17 protein-coding genes are annotated in these 22792 nt (G+C 35.7%); 6 read left to right on the plus strand and 11 right to left on the minus strand.

Translation table 11 applies throughout. The features are described 5' to 3' along the window. Positions 1-48: 48 nt before the first annotated feature. Positions 49-1233, minus strand: a complete 1185-nt coding sequence (locus FG390_RS08805; RefSeq protein ID WP_141190685.1) for an MFS transporter — start codon at positions 1231-1233, stop codon at positions 49-51. 205 nt (positions 1234-1438) lie between these two features. Between FG390_RS08805 and FG390_RS08810 the strand changes: the two genes are divergently transcribed. Then, the gene (locus FG390_RS08810; RefSeq protein ID WP_141190686.1) at positions 1439-1996 is read left to right on the plus strand and encodes a PadR family transcriptional regulator; all 558 of its coding nucleotides are present in this window, start codon (positions 1439-1441) and stop codon (positions 1994-1996) included. Positions 1997-2177: 181 nt separating this feature from the next. Here FG390_RS08810 and menC read toward each other — a convergent pair whose 3' ends face one another. After that, positions 2178-3305, minus strand: a complete 1128-nt coding sequence (gene menC / locus FG390_RS08815) for an o-succinylbenzoate synthase (protein WP_141190687.1) — start codon at positions 3303-3305, stop codon at positions 2178-2180. A gap of 442 nt (positions 3306-3747) precedes the next feature. On the opposite strand from menC, the gene FG390_RS08820 reads away from it, so the two are divergent. After that, entirely contained in the window at positions 3748-4554 is an 807-nt protein-coding gene (locus FG390_RS08820) for a DUF3800 domain-containing protein (RefSeq protein WP_141190688.1), read from the plus strand. A gap of 118 nt (positions 4555-4672) precedes the next feature. Here FG390_RS08820 and sacB (FG390_RS08825) read toward each other — a convergent pair whose 3' ends face one another. Together sacB (FG390_RS08825) and FG390_RS08830 are read right to left on the minus strand one after the other, a co-directional pair. Continuing rightward, positions 4673-6100, minus strand: coding sequence for a levansucrase (sacB, locus tag FG390_RS08825; RefSeq protein WP_141190689.1), 1428 nt, complete (start codon positions 6098-6100; stop codon positions 4673-4675). A 686-nt stretch (positions 6101-6786) separates the two neighbouring features. Further along, complete coding sequence (locus FG390_RS08830) at positions 6787-7209, minus strand: DUF1801 domain-containing protein (protein ID WP_141190690.1); 423 nt, start codon at positions 7207-7209, stop codon at positions 6787-6789. 230 nt (positions 7210-7439) lie between these two features. Here FG390_RS08830 and FG390_RS08835 point away from each other — a divergent pair, with 230 nt between their 5' ends. After that, positions 7440-9506, plus strand: a complete 2067-nt coding sequence (locus tag FG390_RS08835; protein ID WP_181406441.1) for a Na+/H+ antiporter — start codon at positions 7440-7442, stop codon at positions 9504-9506. 54 nt (positions 9507-9560) lie between these two features. Here FG390_RS08835 and FG390_RS08840 read toward each other — a convergent pair whose 3' ends face one another. After that, a complete protein-coding gene (locus FG390_RS08840) occupies positions 9561-10244 on the minus strand; it encodes a type 1 glutamine amidotransferase (protein ID WP_141190692.1) in 684 nt (227 codons plus the stop codon). Positions 10245-10361: 117 nt separating this feature from the next. Then, complete coding sequence (locus tag FG390_RS08845; RefSeq protein ID WP_141190693.1) at positions 10362-11204, minus strand: MerR family transcriptional regulator; 843 nt, start codon at positions 11202-11204, stop codon at positions 10362-10364. 563 nt (positions 11205-11767) lie between these two features. On the opposite strand from FG390_RS08845, the gene aguA reads away from it, so the two are divergent. Then, a complete protein-coding gene (aguA, locus tag FG390_RS08850) occupies positions 11768-12883 on the plus strand; it encodes an agmatine deiminase (RefSeq protein WP_141190694.1) in 1116 nt (371 codons plus the stop codon). Positions 12884-13064: 181 nt separating this feature from the next. Here the strand turns inward: aguA and FG390_RS16210 are convergent, their stop codons facing one another. Further along, a complete protein-coding gene (locus FG390_RS16210) occupies positions 13065-13154 on the minus strand; it encodes a putative holin-like toxin (protein ID WP_219995051.1) in 90 nt (29 codons plus the stop codon). A 338-nt stretch (positions 13155-13492) separates the two neighbouring features. Between FG390_RS16210 and FG390_RS08855 the strand changes: the two genes are divergently transcribed. Next, on the plus strand, positions 13493-14230 hold the full coding sequence (locus FG390_RS08855) for a WecB/TagA/CpsF family glycosyltransferase (protein WP_141190695.1): 738 nt from the start codon (positions 13493-13495) through the stop codon (positions 14228-14230). Positions 14231-14596: 366 nt separating this feature from the next. Beyond that, positions 14597-15724: an NADH-dependent flavin oxidoreductase gene (locus tag FG390_RS08860; RefSeq protein WP_141190696.1), complete on the plus strand. Its 1128-nt coding sequence runs from the start codon at positions 14597-14599 to the stop codon at positions 15722-15724. 221 nt (positions 15725-15945) lie between these two features. On the opposite strand, the gene levB is transcribed toward FG390_RS08860, so the two are convergent. The 4 genes from levB to FG390_RS08880 all read right to left on the minus strand — a co-directional run bounded on the left by levB (position 15946) and on the right by FG390_RS08880 (position 22610). Further along, entirely contained in the window at positions 15946-17514 is a 1569-nt protein-coding gene (gene levB, locus FG390_RS08865) for a 2,6-beta-fructan 6-levanbiohydrolase (protein ID WP_141190697.1), read from the minus strand. Between the two features lie 137 nt (positions 17515-17651). Then, positions 17652-19118, minus strand: coding sequence for a levansucrase (gene sacB, locus FG390_RS08870; protein WP_141190698.1), 1467 nt, complete (start codon positions 19116-19118; stop codon positions 17652-17654). Positions 19119-20023: 905 nt separating this feature from the next. Beyond that, positions 20024-21493, minus strand: a complete 1470-nt coding sequence (locus tag FG390_RS08875; RefSeq protein WP_141190699.1) for an amidase family protein — start codon at positions 21491-21493, stop codon at positions 20024-20026. A 163-nt stretch (positions 21494-21656) separates the two neighbouring features. Continuing rightward, positions 21657-22610 carry an aldolase catalytic domain-containing protein gene (locus FG390_RS08880; protein ID WP_141190700.1) on the minus strand — a complete coding sequence of 318 codons (954 nt, stop codon included), beginning with the start codon at positions 22608-22610 and terminating at the stop codon, positions 21657-21659. Between the last annotated feature and the right edge of the window lie 182 nt (positions 22611-22792).

Raw genomic sequence — 22792 nt, forward strand, 5'->3', positions numbered from 1 at the left:
TATTCTTCCTTTAATTAATCTCTATTTTTATTAAATCGTTTAATTGAGTTAAACTTCCATATCTATCATTTTCTTATTTTCTACTGTTGAGGCTTTCTTTATTGGAACAAGTAATAAAAGAAAACCAATAAAGACGATAATTCCAGAAATTCCAAATGGTGCTTGCAAGAATAGTTTTTCACCAAAAACACCTGATAAAATTGGCGCTAATCCAGCTCCAAACCAACGAACGAAATTATAAACACCAGACGTTACATTTCGTGCATATGGTGAAGATTCCATGGCATATGTCGTGAATAACGCGTTATTTAACCCAGAAACTAGACCAGATAGAATGACAAGAACAATTTGTATCCACATCACATGAATCACAAATAAAAGAATAAGGACAATTGCAAATGTTGGTAATGCCCAGCATAAGATTGATCTTGGCGTGTATTTTGCTTCTAGCTTATGAGATAAAATGGCGGATCCATAGGCAAGACAAAGGCCCCAGCCAAAAAATATGAACCCAAGCTCTATAGCTGACAAATGAATAACAAGAGGCGAGTAAGCTAAAACGGTAAAAAATCCATAATTATAAAACATTCCGGATAATGCAACGAGAAGAAATGGTAAATACGTAATTAAATGGGCCATTTCTTTAATTCCAGCAGTTTTTTTTGCTTGTTTTTCTTTAGGTTCTTTCACGTTAAAATTGACTAATAATAAGGCAATAAAAATAAGAATACCTGTTGCAATAAAAGGATAACGCCACGTATAACCACCTAAAAGACCACCAAGCAAAGGTCCTAACGCCATACCGAGACCTATAGAAGCTTCATAGAGTCCTATGGCTGAACTCGCTTCTTTCGATAAAGCAATGAGTAAAGTCATCGCCGTTGCAAAAAACATAGCATTTCCAAGTCCCCAACCTGCTCTAAAGATAGCTAATTCAGTAATGGTATGTGAAAAGCCACATAATAGCGCAAAAACCGTGACAATCAATAAACCAACAACCATCATGGCTTTATTGCCAAATTTTCCAGCCAGTAGACCAGCAGGGAGCATCATGAACGCCATGGTAAAAATATAAGCCGTAAAGAGCAACTCTACCTGCCAATGACTAGCTCCGATCTGATCAGCAATGACGGGCAAAATAGGGTCCACAACCCCTATTCCCATAAACGCAAGAAATGTTGCAAAAACCGTAATCACTTTCCCTCGCTTACGTTTACTTTCCGTTAACTTCAATTGTTCCACTCCTTCAGTTTGATCATTTGTATATATCAATATTTACATATGTTTACTCGAATAAGTATAAAACATTGTCATCAATACGTCAATATTTACATATATAAATTTGGACATATGAGTCTATCCGTATGTTATAATAATAGATAACAAATTTGAATGGAACACTTATATAGACTATTTATGTCGTTAAAGTGGAGGAAATATGAACACACTTGGATACGTCTTGCTTTCAATCATTAGTATCAGACCCTATACAGGTTATGAGCTTGTACAAATTATGGCTGCAGCTTCTTGGAAAGCTAATCACAGCCAAATCTACCCTTTATTATCAAAACTTGAGCAGCAAGAAATGCTATCTTTTGAATATGTTGAGCAAATAGGAAAACCAAATAAAAAAATTTATTCAATTACTGAAAAGGGAGAAGAAGCCCTTAAAGATTGGATTGTTTCTGAATCTCCTGACCCTATTATTCGTGATGAATTCATGATGAAAATTTATGCGATGAAATTGATCGACACGAATACGGCAAAATCACTGATAGAAAAACGCCTTGCCATATTTGAAGAAAAAGTGACTTCCCGGGAAGCCACCCTTCAGGCGATTGAGAAAAACCATCAAGAAACATTAAAAGACATTACTTCAAAGCAGTTCGGCCGCTACATTTTTTTTAAGAGAAAACACCAAATGGAAAAGGAAGAAATTTCATGGTGCAAATGGGTTCTATCTCTAATCGATGACTATTCAAAAACAAAAGATTAAAAACCTCTGATCTTCATACCAAAAAAAGGTGGATAAACAAAAATCGTTCATCCACCTAATCCTATTAATTTTCAAACACCTTAAAATCATTTCTCCAACACGTCATAACACAATGATTTTTCACTGCGCATTTTATCGGTAAAGGTAGAAGGTAGTCTACCTTTACGCATTTTTGCCCCTCCTACTTAAACCTTTCATTACGGTAGACTTTTTTATGCGTAAGGTATTTATTTACAGTATCTTGCTTTATTTCATAGCCTATTCCTGGTCCTTCAGGAACTTTAAGAACACCCGGTTTCCATAAAGTGACCTCAGGACTTACAATATCTTCTTCCCAATATCGGTTAGAAGCAGAGGTATCACCTGGAATTGAAAAGTTAGATAGAGTCGTAAGCGCGATATTATGGGCACGTCCCACTCCACTTTCTAGCATACCCCCGCACCACACAGGAATATCTTTTTCTTTACATAAGTCATGGATTTTCTTCGCTTCAGAAATACCTCCTACACGACCAATTTTAATATTAATAATCCTGCAGCTGCCAAGCTCAATCGCTTTTCGAGCATCTTCAGCGGAATGAATGCTTTCATCTAAACAAATTGGCGTTTGGAGTTCACTCTGTAGTTTTGCATGATCGATCACATCATCATAGGCAAGCGGCTGCTCAATCATCATCAAATCATATTGATCCAGTTCCTTCATAATAGGTAAATCTTTTAATGTATAAGCAGAATTCGCATCTGCCATCAAAGGTACATCCGAGCCGAATTTTTCACGTATGGCACGAATCGGATTCACATCAAAACCTGGCTTGATTTTCACTTTGATTTTTTTATATCCATCTTTAAGATATTGGTCTACCTTGCCAAGAAGCAAGTCGACAGTAGGTTCAATACCAATGCTTACTCCGACATCAATCGTGTCCTTTTGTCCTCCAAGTATTGACGCAAGCGATACGCCCTTCTGTTTACAATATAAGTCCCATACGGCGCCTTCAAGAGCCGATTTTGCCATATTATTCCTGCGAATCGGAGCAAACTCTTTTAAAATGTCTTCGGGATGATGAATATCTGATTGGAATAATAAAGGAATGAGGAATTTTTCTAACATATACCAAACCGTTTCCGTTGTTTCTTCATTATAAAATGGCGAGGCGAGGGCCGTACTCTCACCATATCCTACCAATCCATCCTTGTCATAAACACTAACTAGAATAAAATCTTTGCTCGTCATACGATCTAAACTCGTCTCAAAGGCAGATTTTAACGGTAAAGCTAATCTCTTTAATTCTACGGATTGAATATTCATAGGTACCCTACTCTCTATGTAACATGTTATTTCTGAGAATTGTTAAACTTGCAAAGTCATATACAAAAAAATGATAGAAGATTAGAACTATAGTTGGGTTTATTAAAAGTAGTTTACTCTAAGTTATCTGCATGTATCAACTAAAGAAGAATGTTTGAGATTAAGAGGCGCAATTATGACTAATTTAACAAAAACTTTTATAAACCTATATAAATAAAAACATGGTATAGTAAAAAGGACTAGAAACTTCTAGTCCTTTTTACTGGTATTAATAATACGCACCGCTGATCATATATGGCACAGTGAGTATTATCACCAAGTAATAAATAACGTGTCGCTAGTTATATGGCGCAACAAGTTATGTATTACTATACCACTTCTATTGAATCTGTATTCGTATTATGCACTAAAAAAATAAATTTGTAAAGAGGTTCATATTCATATGTCACAACAATCCTTTAGTAATTATTCTGTTAAAGTATTTTTTGATGAGAGCGGAAAAAATCAATCACGTCCTCATTTAATGGGCGGTATTCTAATTCCCAATACATATTACAACACTACCGCTATTCAAGAGTTAAATAATATTATTAAGCATTCTAAGATACATTGGACTGATTATAAAGGACATAGCAAAACACGCCAACAAATATGGAAAATACTTTGTACCGTTCTTGAAAAAGAACATTTATTAAGTATGAATGTTATATCTTATAATCAGTCAAAAATTGAGGAAAACTCCAAACACTTAAAAGAAACGTATCCTGATATCGCGGACCAAACTATTTTCATGAAATTTCCGGAGAGAATTGTCTATGGTTTGATCCGAGGGCATGGTACACACCTTCATCTTGACGCAGATATTTATATTGAAGATGATTCAACTTACCACAATACAAGTTATGATTTGCGGGATCAGCTGCTAAAACAATTAAATATACAATCTATTTATCGTGGTGAGCGTTTTACAATAAATAACACTGATTATTTACCAAAACAAACCGAGGTTGGTATTGAAATAACAGATATCTTATTAGGAATTGTCAGATCTGTCTTACGTAATGATCTCTCAGCAAGTCGATCATCTAAAGAAAAAAATAAATTTATTATTTCTCTCTTAAATGCTAATCCTAAATTTCATCAATTTCTAAAAAAGGTTAAATATTATGAATGGGATAATTCTCATGAGTTAATCAATATTGACTTTGAAAATTATTTAAATATTTTTATTGGTTCTAATTTAGCCTAAAATTGCTCAAAAATTGAGCAGACGTGATATGTAGATAGTTTTTTGGAAAAACTCCCTTTAACAAAAGAACGCAAAAAAATGCCGATATCTACTATCGACATTTTTTCTCATTCTTTACTTATTCTTCAACTGTTAATTGACCTTGTTCAAGAATGCTATCTTTTACAACAGATGTTTTTGATCCTTTAATCTTAACTAAGAAACTTGGAGCAAAAGTAGATTGGTGATCTTCAAAAGTTCCTCGGTTAGTCATATAACTTGTAATAACCACATTATCACCTTTCACTTGTGGAATGGCGAAATGAGAATAAGACCAAGTAATGTCCTTTGGATCTTGATCCATTTGTAAAACCAAGCCACTTCTATTTAATGGTTTATATGATCCCGTTAATGAATCTGATACATAGCCTAACATATAAATATCTTGCTTACCGATACCATCAATGGTCATTTTAGCTCCACGAGAATCTGTGAATAAATACCATTTTCCATCTTTTTTGAAAATGTTAGCCCGTTCAATTTCATCTGTTACTGTGTTCGATGCAATCAATGGCTTCATAACTTTTTTCAACGTATAATCATCATTTAATTCAATAATACCTAAGGCACCATTCGCTAAAGTCGCATCTTCCTTTTTAGGACTTTGTAATAGTTTGTTCTTTTCATCTTGGTAAAATTTATTGCCATGGCCATAATAAGCCCTATTAAATAGTGAATCATCGCCTTGATATCCAACGTCAGTTCCTGTATTAGCTTCAAAAACAAGGTATTTATGACCATTGTCTTCAACATAGTGAGGATCTCTTAACGTATGGTTATCACCCTTTACTTCCGCACCTTGTTGAACGGTTTGATAGTATTTACCGTCACCATCGAAGATAGATTTATAATCTTCTATACTATCAACCTTTAAAGTAGCGTCATCCACTTGAGATACATTAACCTGGGCTGTCGTTAAGGTCTGTTTTCCATAATGTCCAGATTCCGGAGCATAGCTGTCACGGTTTGTATAAAACAAACGAATTTCTCCATCAGATGTTAATGTGGCAGATCCAGACCATTCTTCTGCTTGGTCATTTAGAATCGGATCATTCGGTTTTAAATGATCATTTTCTTTAAATACACGCCCCGCATGTTTCCAGCTATCAAGAGATGTTTCGCCTACTTTTTGATAAAAAACATGAATGAACGTGTCACTACCAACCTTAGGATTCCCTGCCAAGGCAAAGACAATGTGGTAACCATTATAATTTGCTACAGTTCCGTCGGCATTTTGCAATGGCCAACTATCCCATACATCTAAACCATCTATTGATGGAATGTTTTTAATTGTATTTTTATCAAAATGAGGGACTTTAAATTGATCACTTTGTTGTTGTTCTGGAATTTTAAGCATATCAGAACGTGTGATGTGAGAAATTCCATAGTCCTCATTATAACCCTTACTATCTTTATCTTTTGCAAAAGTTTGTGTTGCACTACCTAGAAGTAACGCAGTCGTAAAAGTTACTACTGAAGCTTGTTTGACAAACTTTTTTATATTCATGATGTTCCCCTCTCGTAGTTGATGTATAGAAAACGATGATAATTATCGCTATTTCTAGAAACAAGCCTATTTAATTGTTAATCTAGTAAAACAAACTATAGTTTAGATAGGTATAACAAAGGCTCGCTCAAACACTAGATTACTTTGATAGTGAAAGATCGTCAACTAGGTCTAAGGTAACAGAATATATGACAATTACTAATTTAAGTCTATATAACCATGTCTATTGTACTATTAAATTTTTACATTTGTAAAAAATCGCATCATTTTTGTTAAAATCACCAATCCCGAAAGCTATCACTTTCTTTATGACAATATGGCTCCTACCATGGTTTGTTTAGAATAAAATTCTAATACTTATAAAGTGAAACTTCCATCAGTGGGGGGTTCTTCATCCCCCACCTATCTTCTTTGAAAACTCAGAAACTTGAGGTGGGGGTCTTTACTAGCCGTTAAGGCGGGATAAAAGGGATGATGTCATACTTTTAACATTTTATAAATCTTGTCATATTAATGTAAAAAGACATAGGACAATAGGAGCATACTATCGAATGGATGATATTGGAAGTGTTAAATTATTCACTTATTTTATCTTTACACTACTTAATAAAAGCTATTTAACAGAGCAGCATGAAGTTCTTAACAAATAAATATCAGGAGTGCAACATGCTGATATAAAGATCACTCTAATTATTTGGATATGTTTTTTTAAGAAACGTGACCGATTGACGAATAAGTGCTTTTAAAGTATCCTCGTTGATATCCGCTAATTTATTAATATAAACACATCCTTTTCCTGCGCTATGTTTTCCAAAATCCTTTAATAATTCTTCTCGTTTTGAATCTCCAGTTGCAAAATATAAACTAATCTTAGCTTTACGAGGGGAAAATCCAACAAGAGGTGCATCACCTTCGTGACCTGATGCATATTTGTAATGGTAGGATCCGAACCCAATAATGCTTGGTCCCCACATCTTGGCTTGGTAACCTGTGACTTCAGTAAAAATATCGAGTAGCCGATAGGCATCTTCTCTTTTTTTTGGACTTTCAACATTTTCGATAAACTCAATCACACTATGATCATTTTCCTTTGTTTTTAATTCGTACATAAATAAACCTCCTTTTATAAAGGTAAACAAAAACAATTTCTCATAAGTAAAATTTTCTACATCAAGTCCTCTATCCCTCTATCTTTCAAATCATGATGCCATTATCCCTAAGATGTCTGGTCATTTTTAAGTTTGATTTAATCTCTTTGAGGTATATAAAAGTTACCTGTTTGTTTTCAATCAAATTAATATGGTAGAGATATAGATAATAAATGAGTGAGGTGATATTTATGACGTTCTTACTAGCTTTGTTTGTATTTTTTATGGTTATTATTCTAGCAACAATATTAAATAGGCAAATATCTATTATTCCATCTGCGCTCTGTCAAATTATTTTGGGGGCTGTTGTATCCTTTTTACCTCTTCATTTATCATTTGATTTTGATCCTAACCTTTTCTTAATTTGTATTATTGCACCTTTACTTTTTAGTGACGCTTGGCATGCATCGCCAAGAGAAATGTGGAAATATAAAACTCCTATTATATTAATGGCTTTAGGGCTTGTCTTTACGACGGTTCTTTTAATTGGGTTAACACTTCACGTTTTAATTCCTTCAATGCCACTTGCTGTTTCGTTTGCTCTTGCGGCCATTCTCTCACCTACAGATAATGTTGCAATGAAATCCATAACTAAAGGCCTTTCTTTGCCAAAGGGAATGATGCCAGTCCTGGAAGGTGAATCGTTACTTAATGACGCTGCTGGTATCGTTTCTTTTAAGGTCGCTCTAGCAGCTGCATTAACAGGTGTTTTTACCATACACGGTGCCATAGTTAACTTTCTCTTTATTTCATTTGGTGGAATCATTGTTGGAACGATCCTTGGTTATATGATTTTAAAACTAAGATTAGTTTTACATAAATATGAATTTGAAGAAGTACCGATGATTGTTCTCATTCAAATTTTAACACCTTTTGTCGTCTACTATATTAGTGAAGAACTACATGTATCTGGCATATTAGCTGTTGTAGCTGCAGGTCTCATTCATGCCTTAGAAAAAGATCGACTCAGACGAACGACACCGAACCTGCAAATCGTTTCAACAAACACTTGGACTTTCTTTGGCTATACATTAAATGGTTTTGTTTTTGTATTACTTGGCTTCCTTTTACCCAATGTCTTTAGAAATTTATTCAAAGAAGATAACTATAGTCAAGTCATTCTTATGACCTTTTTGATTGCCTTTTTACTATTCATGATACGATTTCTTTGGATTTTTTCCCTATACCGATGGTTCGGAAAAGAAGGGACAAACCCATTTATTAAAATTAAGTCTAGTAAAGTGCAAGTCAGATTAGACCCAATGCTGTCAGAAAAATTTTCTCGTCTTCGCTATGCTTTCATTGGAGCGACTTGCGGGATAAATGGAACAATCACATTGACCATCGCGCTATCTATCCCTTATCAGTTATCAAATGGGGCGCCCTTTCCTTTAAGAAATACCATCTTATTTATTGCTGCAGGAGTCATTTTATTGAGCTTACTTTTTGCTGTCATAACTTTACCATTAATGTTAAAAAGGCCAAATGAGAGTCAAAAAGGTAAAATGACTTTCCATGAAGCGAATCGTTTAATGCTACAAAGAACGATCTCTTTATTAAATCAAAAACAAACTGAAGATAATAAATTAGCTTTGAACCATGTTGTCAAAGACATAAGAGAACAACTCTTGTATACTGAACAAGGAATTAAACATAGCCAAACAGCTAAGAGAATTAAAAAGTTATATTTTTTATCCTATCAAGCTGAACAAGATAAACTATTAGCGCTAGCTCGTGAGAAAAAAATATCACCTGATCTTCAAGAAGCTTATATTGTTTATTTACAAAAAAGAGAGCAATTTGAACAATTACCTGATTTCTACCGTTTTTGGTTAAATATCCGGTATTTTTTCAAAAAACGAAAAGCAATAAGAAATATAGATCAAGAAGATAAAATAGATATAAATGATGACTTGGGTATTTATAAGCATTTTAGAGATACGCAGAAAACCGTCCTAAATGCAGCCCTTGATGCTATAAAAAAACATCAAACCCAAGCTAACCAAAAAGAAGCAGAATTTATCATACAAAAATATGAAAGAGATATAAAATTACTTCAGTTAACATCCGAACAAGAGGACAGGTTTAATCGTCAATTTCATAATATCCTTATTTCAGTGATACGAATGGAGCGGGATATCGTACAAGATATGTTAGATAATGAAGAAATCACTCCCGAAATTGGGTTAGAATTACGTAAAAATATCAACTTTGATGAGATTCAGATTGCAAATCACACTTCAGCTGATGAATCATGATTTAATATCGCTTTTAAGTAGTGCTAAAACAAACAACTTGTTTTTTTAATAAATTTAAATTCTAACCATTTTGTCTAGTAAACCAAAAAGAAACGTTTTATTTTCTTTTGGAATAGTAAACTTCATAATCTCTTGTTCTGTTTGAATATAGTCTCCCTCTTCTTGAAGTTCAGCTTGACTATGTTTTACAATTTCCTTTAGATTCTCTTCAGTCATTTCAACATGGAATTGTAAACCTACAACATGTTTATCATATATAAATCCTTGATTTTCACAAACTTCACTTTCAAAAAGTCTCGTGCTTTTTTCTGGTAAAGTAAAGGTGTCCCCATGCCAGTGTAAAACCATCAATTCCTGAGGGATGTGAGCAGTAAAATTTAAATCAGCGGATTTTTGGATAGGGAACCAACCTATCTCTTTTTCTTTATTTTGATAAATCTTGCTTCCTAGCGTATCCGCAATTAATTGAGCCCCTAAGCAAACACCGAATACTTTTTTCCCTTGCTGAATACAATCAGAGATTAACTCTTTTTCTTTTGGTAACCATGGATATCGATTATCTTCATAAATATTCATGGGACCACCCATGACAACTAAGAATTCAACGTCTTCTACCCTCGGAATAGATTGTGACTCATATTGTTTAATGATCTCTATAGCATAATTATGCTGGCAACACCAATCTTCAATTAATCCTGGACTTTCATAAGGAACGTGCTGAATGATATGTACTTTCATAGACTTTTCCTCCTTTATATCTAGAATATATTTTCGCGATGTCTATTTATCAAACATTCTATCATTTTCTCATCCAACACCTGTACAAAAAAACCTTAAAGAAGTTGTACGCGTTCTTCAAGGATTAACAGGAATCTGAATCTCGTAACACGCCTCTTCTACTTGGTCAGTAATGGTGATATCAATCTGAATAATATGCAAGGCATCTCCTATAATGTCCCAGCCTTGATCATCACAATAGTCTATGAGCGATTTCAAACATTCAAATCTTTTTTGGGGATCAAACCCTCTATAATAGGAACATATAAAAGTACCTTCTTCAAATGTCTTTATATTCTGATCCACCGCATCCCCCTCTACAATAATGAACATCTCTGATTTGGGTATATTTATGGGTGAAGACGTCTGACGTACTTGATTAAGATAGTCTTTTGTCAAGATATCCCCAAACCGATTACTTGCCAATATCGGTATGGTCCCTTTGACCTTTTTCTCTAACTCTATAAAACCATAGGATGACGTCTCTTCATCATCCATATTAACTATTCTAGGTAAAAGAATGTATTCTCTTTTTTTAAACTTTTTAAGAACAATACTAGCCTTTCTATAGGTATCTTTAAATTGTTCAATGTGCGAGACACGTTGACTTAATATAGATGAGATTTTCTTTAACTCGATGATTTGACTCTCTATGTCAGCAATCGATTTTTTTAATAAATTAAGTGATTGTTCAACATTTCGATTGCTCATGAACGCTTTTATTTCTTTGATCGGCATGCCAATTTGGCGAAGTTCTTTAATAGTGCCTAGGACTTCATACTGTAAAATTGAATAATAACGATATCCCGTTTTTGGATCGACTTCAGAAGGCTTGAACAAACCAATTTTGTCATAATGTCTTAACGTATCTACACTTAATCCCCTTAGTTGAGCCATCTTACTTATGGTTAATTTCTTCATGACTAGTCCCTCGTATCCCTCTTATTTTACCTTTTATACTATAAGAAGTTGCTCAAAAAGTCACCAAATGATAAACTGCGAATCTCGGCGCCCACTTGTTTTTCCGGTCCTCATGTAGTGGATACAAGAGGATCGCTGGCTAAAATTGCTCACGTCCTGTGGCTGGCGCTTGAAGCTACCACATCATGTGGAATGCCGGTCCAAAGAAAACAGCGCCGCTCTTAGCCTTCTTGCTTCTAATTTGTCACCTTTTTGAACACGCACTATAATATCATTTAATTTTTACAATAACTGAAAATTTCTAAAATGGCTATTGACTTTGGTGTTACTCCAGAGTTTATGATCATGTTATAGAAAAGACATTATATTTGTTTAGAACAAAAAAGATGATTCATTCAGGTAGGGGGTGCCGCATATGACCTGATCAAAACTTTTTAGAATGGCACTCAAATCGTGTTTACCATTTTTATGGGAGATGTAAAAGGGATTTGGGAAATGTCCGTCTTATTTCCCAATTATCTAGAAGAGTACAAATTAAAAGAGACAAATATGAGGTGTATAAAATGAAACCTTTAGCAATAGGAACAACCATTCAAAATAATAAACCTACCCATGATGGCTTCTGGATGCCAGGCGAATTCGAACCTCATGAAGGAACGTGGATGCTGTGGCCTATTCGAACAGATACCTGGCGACTTGGTGCCAAACTCGCTCAAATGGCTTTTTACGATGTTGCGATGGCGATCTCCCAATTCGAACCTGTGACTATGGGCGTTATGAGTCAACAGTATGAACACGTACGGTCCCTATTCCCTCAGCAGGTCCGTGTAGTAGAACTTTCCTACAATGATGCATGGATGCGAGATATCGGTCCAACTTTTGTTAAAAACGGTCAAGGAGAGGTACGGGGAATTGATTGGGGTTTTAATGCATGGGGGGGACTCAAAGACGGCTTGTACTTTCCATGGGATCAGGATCTGTTTGTGAAAAAGAAAGTTCTCGATATTGAGCGGAAACGTCGTTATGACGCGAATCATATTGTTTTAGAAGGTGGAGCCTTCACGGTTGACGGAGAGGGAACATTGATTACAACAGAACAATGCTTACTAAATCCTAATCGAAACCCAAACTTGACGCGTCAAGATATTGAATTACTACTATCTGAATACTTAAATGTACAAAAAATCATTTGGTTAAAAAATGGAATGCTAGATGACGAAACAGATGGGCATGTCGATGAAGTGGTTACTTTTGTAAGACCCGGCGTTGTCTGTATGAGTTGGACTGAAGACATGAATGATCCACAATATGAGGTACTAAATGACGCTTATGAAGTATTAAAACATTCAAAAGATGCCAAAGGAAGACGACTAGAAATACACAAGATCCAAATACCTAAGCAACTCGTCCTTTCCGATGAAGAAGCTCGCTTAATAGATCGTGCCAAACAAAGCTACAGGCGCAGATCAGGTACACGCCTTGCTGCTACGTATGTCAATTTTTATATCTGCAATGGAGGGGTCGTCATGCCTGCCTTTGGAGATAAACAAGACCAAAATGCGTTTGAACAAGTACAGGCCTTGTTTCCTGATCGGAAAGTCATCCAAGTGAACACGAAAGAAATTGCCCTAGGGGGAGGAAATATTCATTGTATTACGCAACAACAACCAAAACCCTAATCATCCCCTATATCATTGTTTATACCTATGAGATAAGGTATAATTAAGATAAATTATGGTCTAAATTTCTAAAATACCGTCAGTGCCACTAACACTGACGGAAGTGTAAACAGAATCGCTCAAAAGGCGATCGCCCTGCAATTAGAAAATAATCCGCATGAGTGGCTAGCTCGAGGGCGGATTATTTTTTATGCTTTTCTTTAGACGACCCGATTAGAACAACTAAAGATGCGAAATTAATCATTAGCGTGATCGTTTCAAATGTCGTCATATCATCCTCACCCCCCTCCTTTTAAACTAAAAGGAGGCAGCTTGCGTTCCGCCCTCGAACTATTCTATTTACGATTCTAGTATAACACATAAATGCGAACATTTGTTCTTATTTTAGCCCTATGATATTATGACTAGTTTTTCTTAATAGGAAAGAAAAAAGCTTAGCGGTAAACCCGTAAGAAAACAATAAGTGATATAACGGCGTTTTTTATTGGTTTTTATCCTACATACATGATCTAACCTTTCAACTTACAACCTTGACTATGACTTTTCTATGATTATATTATTAATAGTGATACATTAACCAAAACGGTCAATTATAAACGAGGAACTAATATGAACAAGAAATATATAGGAAACATTGGCGTCAGCGTCATTTCTAAGGAACGTTTTTTAAACGAATTTGTAGAAAAAATGAAATGCGGATCCAAAAAGAACATCTTTTTCTTAAACGATCACTGTTTCAATATCGCTCAAAAGGATGCTGACTATCTTAAGTATTTAAATAATGCAGATTATGTATTAAATGATGGTTTGGGGATTACGCTTGGAGCCAAATTATTTAATATTGAACTAAAAGAAAATCTAAATGGAACAGATTTAATGCCACAAGTCTTAAAGAAATGCGAAAAACTTGATGCGTCAATTTTTTTACTTGGTGCAAAAGAAGAGAATATTGAAGCTGCAGTATCTAATATTCAATCTTCTTATCCACATCTTAAAATTGCAGGATACCACCATGGCTATTTCAATTCCGATGAGAGGATAATTGAAAAAATCAATCAGTCTAAAGCAGATGTTCTCATTGTAGGGATGGGAGTTCCTCTCCAAGAAAAATTTATTGGTCAATATGATCAAGAGATCAATTCCCCAGTACGGTTTGCTGTCGGTGCCTATATTGATTTTGCATCGGGAAATGTGCGTAGGGCGCCAAAATTAATGAGAAAACTTAATTTAGAGTGGTTGTTTCGAATGGCTCTTGAGCCTAAAAGAATGTGGAAAAGAAACTTTATTGGACATGGTCTTTTCTTTATCAACGTCCTTCGTCTGAAGAAACAAAACAATACAAAATAAAGTGAAACTTCCATCGGTGGGGGTTTTTCGACGCACAGGATGTGCTAGTGCAGGCGTTGCGACAGGACGTCGCGTTTTTAGCCTGCGTCATCCCCCACTGATGGAAAGCCTGAACCAATCGGACCTTTACGGGCAGTTGATCCCCCACCTATCTTCTTTGAATACTCAGAATCTTGAGGTGGGGGTCTTTACTTGCCGTTAAGGCGGGATAAAATCGGATGTTAGCTCTAAATTTCGGATGGCAAGGTCTTTCGAAGTTTAGAGCATTTATTTTGACGGTATAAATGGTTTAGATTAGGATAAAAATATCTTTTAGATACTTTTTAACTGTAATTTTATTTATTACATTTTATTGGAGGAAAATTTATGACTAATCCAAAATATGATGGGCTATTCAAACCATTTACATTTTCCAATGGCATTCAATTAGATAATCGGATTATCTTAGCGCCGATGACCAACTACTCTTCAAATGAAGATGGTACGGTTTCAGACTCAGAAGTGAACTATTACATTCGTCGTTCCAAAGGCGTTAGTATGGTCATTACTGCTTGTACGTATGTTTCAGCTAATGGGAAAGGGTTCCCAGGTGAATTTGCTGGCCATACAGATGAGATGGTACCTAGTTTAAAACGTCTTGCAACATCTATTAAAGAACAAGGAGCAAAAGCTGTACTGCAAATTTTTCACGGTGGTCGCATGTGCCCTCCTGATGTAGTTCCGAATGGCGATGTTGTCAGTGCGAGTGCTGTTCCTGTTGAACAAGATGGTTCACCCACTCCACGTGAACTGACCGATTCAGAGATAGAATCGATTATTCATGACTTTGGTGAAACAACTCGAAGAGCCATTGAAGCGGGATTTGATGGCGTCGAAATTCATGGTGCAAACGGGTATCTGATTCAGCAATTCTTCTCGCCTCATTCCAATCGACGCGAAGATCGTTGGGGCGGTAGTTTAGAAAAACGTTTAACTTTCCCACTTGCCGTTGTTGATGAAGTGAAAAAAGTTGTAGACACTCATGCAAAAGAACCTTTTCTTGTAGGGTACCGCTTTTCTCCGGAAGAACCCGAAACACCTGGAATCACAATGAAAGATACACTAGCCCTCGTCGATGCTTTAACAAATAAAAATCTCGATTACCTTCATGTATCCGTCCTCGATTTCTGGTCAAAACCTAGACGAGGAGTTGAAGATACTCGATCTCGTATTGAGATCATCCAAGAACGTGTAGGTGATCGTGTACCAGTCATTGGTGTTGGTTCCATTTATACGGCGGTGGATGCTTTAAAAGCCTTTGAAACAGGTATTCCATTACTCGCTATCGGCCGCGAATTAATTATTGATCCTGACTGGGTTCAAAAGATTAAAGAAGGAAGAGAAAATGAAATCATCACTAAACTAAATAGAGACGATCAAGAAAAATTAGTTATTCCGGACCCACTTTGGCAAGCAATTATCCATACACCAGGATGGTTTCCAATTGAAGATTAACCTTAAAGAAGCTTGGAGAGAACACGTTGAAGTTCTTTCCAAGCTTTCTTAACTAAAAATTTAAGGTATAAAGTGTAAGTGCAACTAGCATAATCTTCTTCGATTAAGCATCGAGTTGTCGCGAAGGCGAAGCCGTAGTGACACATTCTAGGCCTCTGTCTGCGCCTTATAGGCTAGCCAATCGGCAAGTTTTCTTTATCGAATGAGTGTATTTCATTTTTTTAGTTTTCCTTGATCGAGTCAAAGTGTTGAATCTTTACGTTTTTAAAGACTGCCGTACCATCATCTGAAAATAATGAAATTCCTCGATCTTCTAAAGGGGCAAACACTTCACTTGAATGAACAACTTGACCGTCATCAATAAACACTTCAATACTCGTTTTATCGACAAGTATTTTTAGATGGACGTTGTGTTTATTTTTATCAAAAGCAGCTCTACTTTCGACATACTTATGGCTTTTATCAGGCTGATCAGTAGATCCCCGATTAACATAGGAATAACCACCTTGAGGAAAAATTCCTACATCTATGTGCCGCAATTTATCTTTTGATTCCCGCAGTCTTATCCCAATATTTTTCGCTTCTGACCAAGAGATATCCGTATCAAGCTGGTAAGCATCGCCTGAGGCTCTTAATGTTTTCGAACCTTTTACTTTGATCTCATCAAATGAATCTGTTCTATATGTCAATTTTTTAAGTGACGATATAGGCTGTGACACCAAGCTATAATCATGGCTTCCAACCTGCTTTAATTGAATTTGTCGAACAACCGAATTAAACCCATTAAAGCCTTCAACCCTTGTAGGTGTTTCATTTGGATAATCCCAATTATTCATCCAGGCTATCGCATAACGTTTGGTGAACTTTTCACTCTTTTTTCCACTCTCAAAAGTGACACCACCATACCAATCAAAACCATGATCTAACCATTTAGGCACAGTTTGATCAGTATTAAATCCACTTCCAGTAAAATCACCAATCCAATAGGCATAGGTATTTGGCTTGCCGATTGATTTACCGTTTGCACTTACACCAAGAATCCATTTATATGTCCCATCATTTGTTTTCATTTGATAAAGATCAGGACATTCAACAATTCCTATATTCTGTGTCGTGAAAGCCCCTGTGTAACGCCAATCTTTTAAATTGCGCGATTCATAAAAACCAATTTTCGAGCCTTCAGCCATAAGTAGTACCCATTTACTTTCTTGTGCGTCCCAGATAATTTTCGGATCTCTAAAATCCTTTGTACCAGGATTGGGCATAACAGGATCATCACGATATGATTTGAATGATTTTCCTTTGTCGGTGCTATACCAAAGATATTGTTCTTGCTTTCCGCCATCGGCTGAAGGTTGAGTCACAATAGCAATAAAAGCTCCCTTACCGAAGCCCGCTGTATTGTTTTGATCTACAACGAATGAGCCCGTCCAAGGATCCCCATTTTTATTTGTATATTTCGGGATAGCAATTCCTTCATCCTTCCAGTGTACCAAATCTTTGGATGTCGCATGACGCCATTCCGTTCCATTACCATTCGGATAGTCCCGATTATAGAGATAATAATAGTGGTATTTTCCATCTAGATAGATTGGCCTTTGTGGATCATTCATCCATTGATCGGGTGCTGTAAAGTGATAAGTCGCCCGATAAGTTGGCTTATGATGCTTAGGATGAGTAACCTTTTCCTTTTTCTTTGGAGGTTCCTGAAAAAGCACTATTCCAACGATAATAAGAGCAATTAAACCTATCATTGAACTTAAAAACCAGATATATTTTTGTTTAGACATTATCTTTTTCCTCACGTTTATGCCTCACTTTGTTGTCTTGTTTTTCATGTTGGTAAAGAAAATAAAAATGCCGATAACAGGTTATCGGCATTTTCTATATTGTATGCAAATTTTTAGTGAAAATCAAGAAACATATCTTATCTTGTCAATTGTCCTTGTTCAAGAACACTGTCTTTTACGACGGATGTTTTTGATCCTTTAAGATTTAATAAGAAGCTTGGTGCGAATGTAGAATGATGATCATTAAAGTATCCTTTATTTGTTGCATAGCTTGTTACCACTAAATTGTTATCTTTTGAGTTATTTGGAATAACAAAGTGAGAATAATTAAACGTAATGTCATATGGATCTAAATCCATGTGTAAAACGAGACCACTTTTATTTAATGGTTTGTAATTACCTGTTAGAGATTTAGATACAAAACCTAACATATAAATGTCTTTAGTACCGATTCCATCAATCGTCATTTTAGCGCCTCTTGAATCTGTGAACAGATACCATTTTCCATCCTTTTTAAATACGTTAGCACGTTCAATTTCATCCGTAATCGTATTAGATGTGATTAATGGTTTTAATACTTTTTTCAAAGTATAGTCGTCATTAATTTCGATAATACCTAGTGCTCCATTAGCGATTGTAGCATCATATTTTTTAGGGCTTTGGACTAGGAAATTTCTTTCTGATTCGAAGAATTTTTTATTCCCACCATAGAAAGCACTATTATTGAATTGATCTTCACCTTGATAACCTGTTTCTGTTCCAGTGTTTGCTTCAAAGACAAGGTATTTATGACCATTATCTTCAACATAGTGAGGATCTCTTAACGTATGATTGTCGCCTGAAGCAAATCCACCTTCGTCGATGAACTGTTGAACGTTTTGATAAATTTTTCCGTCTCCGTCAAAAATCGATTTATAATCTTCTACACCATCGACTTTTATTGTATTATGATCTGGCTGAGTGAGATTGACTTGAGCTGTCGTTAATGTTTGTTTACTATAACCTGTACCGCCATCTTCTGGTGCGCCAGAGAAATTAGTGTAAAACAGGCGTATCTTACCGTCTTTTGTAAGAGTGGTCGAACCAGACCATTCTTGAGTTTGATATTTTAAATGAGGGTCGTTTGGAACAAATTTATCATTATCTTTAAATACTCGTCCGGCATTTTTCCAACTATTTAGCGAAGTTTCACCTACTTTTTGATAGAACACATAGATATGTGTATCATTTCCATCTTTAGGATCCCCTGCTAAGGCGAAAACAATGTTATATCCTTTATAAGTTGCGACTGTACCATCCGCATTTTGCAAAGGCCAGCTATCCCATACGTCTAAGTCAATCAAATTCCCATTTTTATCATAATCTTTAGCTGAAGGAATATTTTTGATTGATGATACATCAAATGAAGGAACTTTAAATTGTTCACTTTTTTGTAGTTCAGGAAATTTGTGCATGTCATAACGTGTGATATGAGAAATTCCATAATCCTCGTTATAATCTGTGCTGTTTTTCTCTTTTGCAAATGTTTGAGCTCCGCCACCTACTAGCAATGCAGTTGCAAAAGTAACTGCTGTAGCTTGTTTAAGATACTTACTGATGTTCATCAAAATCCTCCCTCTCTTATTGAAAAGTGTTTCTAAAAAAGTTGGTTAACAATAACCCTATCTTATTATGTAGGAATGTCAGACAACCTTTTTAGCCCAAGAAACGCCTATCCCCATTTAGATTTGCTTAATTGATAAATTATCAGGTTTAAATCTCTAAGAAGCTTCTATCGACATCTTTTTTTAAGAATGTGACTTAAATTTCTAAAGTGACACGATTACTTTATACAAATGCATTTGATATGTATTCTGAAATCTACCATTAAGCAATTGATCTGAAATGGATATGAAGATTGTTTCTATGCCTCATAGATTACTGGGATGACAAAGATGCGTCAATTCGAACAAATGTAACAAAAAAAGTACCAAATACACATTTAGTATGTATAGACTAGGTCAAATGAAACGGTTTTTTTGGTGTTTTTTACATTCTTGTTAGATATAAAAAAGTAACCAAGATACATCCATAATTCTCTTAGTTATTTAAGAAATATATCGATATTTAAATTTTTATGCATTATTTTAGAAAATAATACATATATTTGTCGTTTTTTGGAATATTATAGACATATTTGTCGACTTTCCCTCTCCAATCGTCAATAAATGTGCGCCTCTTCTATTAATAGGATGTCAAGAAAGTCAGGATAATAGAACGAGTTTTATTAATGATTATTTTTTAGCCCTTTTGGTTTACAATCCATTCAATTAGAAATCACATTTTTTCATATCCAATTATGGATTTTAAATGATAGCCTTTACTTTCCCTATAAATTTAGAGCCTATCACTGTTAATGAATCGCTTTTTAAATAAGTTTTTTCAATCCTAAGAACAATCACCGAATTTGATTAATCAAAAAAGAAAAAAACTAGGAGTATATAATTTCTCCTAGCTTCTTATTAACGCATTATTCTAATGTTGGAGCTTTCCGATGTTTTGTTTGCTGTTCGTATGCAAAGGCAAGCTCAAATAATTTTGGCTCCTGAAATGCCATAGTGGTAAATGTCACACCCACAGGAGTTCCTTCATTCGTATATCCAGCTGGAACTGTAATTGAAGGATAACCCGCTCTTGCTGCAATATCAGAACCCCAAGCATTCTCAAACACTAATGCATCAAGCTCATACTCTTTCATAACTGGATCGATACCGTTAGTTCGTGACAATTTAATATCAAGAGCACGATCAGCAAGATATTGAGGATCAAATGGGTCACCGCTCGTCTTTTCAGAACGTTCAAGTATGGTTTGACCATACTTTAATGCTATATCTGCATGAGCGTTATTATATTCGATCAGATCGCTAAGTGAGTGAACAGGCATCGAAGGCGGTAATTGATTAAGGTATTGATTGATATCCATTTTAAAATCATGGTACATGACAATCGAATCAAAATGATCTAATTCCTCTTTAGAAGGAATTATAATTGACTCAACAATGATAGCCCCGGCCTTTTTCATATCCCCAAGAGCTTGATCAATCAGTTGTTGCTCCTCTTGACTCAGAGAATTTAAGTAGCGTCGATCTACCCCGATTCGAGAACCATTTAATCCATCGCCATTTAAGTACTTCATATAATCTCTAGGTAAACGATCGAGACTTAACTGAGCGGCATCATCCTTTTCATCTATTCCTACAATGGCGTTCAAAAGAATCGCTGCATCTGTTACTGATCGTGTCATCGGACCCGCTGTATCTTGAGTATGAGAAAGTGGTATAATGCCAGCTCTACTAACTAGTCCAATCGTCGGTTTAATACCAACAAGTGAATTCACGCTTGCAGGCATGAGAATGGAACCCGAGGTCTCCGTTCCTACACCTACTGCAGCAAAATTAGCCGCAATGGCTGCCCCTGTTCCTGAACTAGAACCTCCGACCTCAAAAGATGAATCATATGGATTGAGCACTTGTCCGCCACGCGAACTATAACCATTTGGCATCCCTTCTGTGACAAAATTGGCCAACTCCGTCATATTGGCTTTTCCCAAAATAATGGCTCCAGCATCACGTAATTTTTTCACGATAAAAGCATCCTCAGTAGCCGTGTGATTAGCTAAAGCGACAGAACCTGCACTTGTATGCATATGATCAGCCGTGTCTATATTGTCCTTTATGATCACGGGGATGCCATAAAGCGGTCCTCTATTTTCTATAAGGGGTCTCTGTTGATCTAGCTTATCAGCTATCATCAAAGCATCAGGGTTAACTTCCAGAATAGAATTGATATTTGGACCTTTTTTATCATAATTTTCGATACGATCGAGATACATCTGAACTAATTCTTTAGACGAGATATCTCCAGATTCCATAGCCTGGTGCATGTCTAATACGGATGCTTCTAAAATAAAATCTGACTTCCCGCCAGCTATAATCCCCATTTCCCATCCCCCTATGTATATATGAATACTTCAACAATTTTTCATATGTGATTTGCTCAGGATTCAATTCTTAACCATTATAATTCACTTACTCATTATATTTCTATCAATATTATTTGTTTAAAAAAGAGGAATACACAAAATGCATCCCTCCTTCATTTATTTACTCAAGTGCTGTTTCCACATTTGTTAATTGATCATAAAAATCTTTGTAGCGATCTTTATTTTCACTATGTCTTAAAGCCATAGCCGAACGCGGATGTTCATTTAATTGGCCTGTGATTGTATATGGAATAATGTAACCCCATTCGACTTCTTTTCGCAGGGGGATCATTAATTTTTCAATCGCTTCATATACTGGTTTGACCTCGTATTGAGGTTCCTTTAAATATCCTAGAATTAATTCTGTTGGACAATTACCAGCTGCCCTTCCCATACCATAAACGGAACAATCGAGATATTGAACTCCTTTTTCAATAGCTGTCAAGGTATTGGCATAGGCAAGCTGCAGATTATTGTGAGCATGAATACCTAATTTCTTATTCGGACATTGTCGGCTAAATTTATCGGCTAAATAGGTTATATCTCTTGGATACAGACTGCCATAAGAATCAACAATATAGGTGATGTCAACACTACTGTCATTTAATTTAACCAATGCTTCAGACAAATCATGCTCCATAGCATTAGAAACAGCCATAATATTAACACTTGTCTCATAGCCCAAAGCTTTGAACGTATTATTTAATTTAATTGCTTTCCCGACATCCTTTAAATAACACGCAATACGAATCATATCCAAATGACTTTCCGCGCATGGTAGGATGTCATTTTCATCCACTCTGCCTATATCAACTATTGCAGAGAGTTTGGTATGTTGTTTATTCGGAAGAACTTCTTTTAAAAATTGGTCATCCAAGAAACGCCATGGTCCTACCCCATCTGTCGATACTAATTTCGGTGAATTCTTATAACCAATCTCCATATAATCCACACCAGAAGCATTTAAATAGTTGTACAAATCACGGACAAAATCTATGTTAAAGTTCCAATTATTGACGAGTCCACCGTCTCGAATTGTGCAGTCAAGAACTTGAGTTTTTTGTGTGTTAAGCATGATACCTCCATCTGTTAGATCATTTTTTATCTCTTCGTGTTTTAAGGGTTAAGACCTCCACCTCTAAGCGAAGCGAAGGTGGGATCTTTCAATCAGGTGGAGTAGAATCTCCACCTGATTTTCCGAAGTTTCAGCTTGCTGAAACGAGTTCACTCAAACCTTTTTTAGTCAGGTTTCTCCTA

It is taken from the genome of Terrilactibacillus laevilacticus (assembly GCF_006517395.1).
GTDB lineage: Bacteria > Bacillota > Bacilli > Bacillales > Sporolactobacillaceae > Terrilactibacillus > Terrilactibacillus laevilacticus.

Bases quoted from the DNA above. Each gene is read 5' to 3' on its own strand.
- FG390_RS08875 (WP_141190699.1), bottom strand. From the start codon at position 21,493: ATGGGGATTATAGCTGGCGGGAAGTCAGATTTTATTTTAGAAGCATCC.
- FG390_RS08835 (WP_181406441.1), top strand. From the start codon at position 7,440: ATGACGTTCTTACTAGCTTTGTTTGTATTTTTTATGGTTATTATTCTA.
- FG390_RS08840 (WP_141190692.1), bottom strand. From the start codon at position 10,244: ATGAAAGTACATATCATTCAGCACGTTCCTTATGAAAGTCCAGGATTA.
- FG390_RS08810 (WP_141190686.1), top strand. From the start codon at position 1,439: ATGAACACACTTGGATACGTCTTGCTTTCAATCATTAGTATCAGACCC.
- sacB (WP_141190689.1), bottom strand. From the start codon at position 6,100: ATGAATATAAAAAAGTTTGTCAAACAAGCTTCAGTAGTAACTTTTACG.
- aguA (WP_141190694.1), top strand. From the start codon at position 11,768: ATGAAACCTTTAGCAATAGGAACAACCATTCAAAATAATAAACCTACC.
- FG390_RS08845 (WP_141190693.1), bottom strand. From the start codon at position 11,204: ATGAAGAAATTAACCATAAGTAAGATGGCTCAACTAAGGGGATTAAGT.
- FG390_RS08820 (WP_141190688.1), top strand. From the start codon at position 3,748: ATGTCACAACAATCCTTTAGTAATTATTCTGTTAAAGTATTTTTTGAT.
- menC (WP_141190687.1), bottom strand. From the start codon at position 3,305: ATGAATATTCAATCCGTAGAATTAAAGAGATTAGCTTTACCGTTAAAA.
- FG390_RS08830 (WP_141190690.1), bottom strand. From the start codon at position 7,209: ATGTACGAATTAAAAACAAAGGAAAATGATCATAGTGTGATTGAGTTT.
- FG390_RS08860 (WP_141190696.1), top strand. From the start codon at position 14,597: ATGACTAATCCAAAATATGATGGGCTATTCAAACCATTTACATTTTCC.
- sacB (WP_141190698.1), bottom strand. From the start codon at position 19,118: ATGAACATCAGTAAGTATCTTAAACAAGCTACAGCAGTTACTTTTGCA.
- FG390_RS16210 (WP_219995051.1), bottom strand. From the start codon at position 13,154: ATGACGACATTTGAAACGATCACGCTAATGATTAATTTCGCATCTTTA.
- levB (WP_141190697.1), bottom strand. From the start codon at position 17,514: ATGTCTAAACAAAAATATATCTGGTTTTTAAGTTCAATGATAGGTTTA.
- FG390_RS08855 (WP_141190695.1), top strand. From the start codon at position 13,493: ATGAACAAGAAATATATAGGAAACATTGGCGTCAGCGTCATTTCTAAG.
- FG390_RS08880 (WP_141190700.1), bottom strand. From the start codon at position 22,610: ATGCTTAACACACAAAAAACTCAAGTTCTTGACTGCACAATTCGAGAC.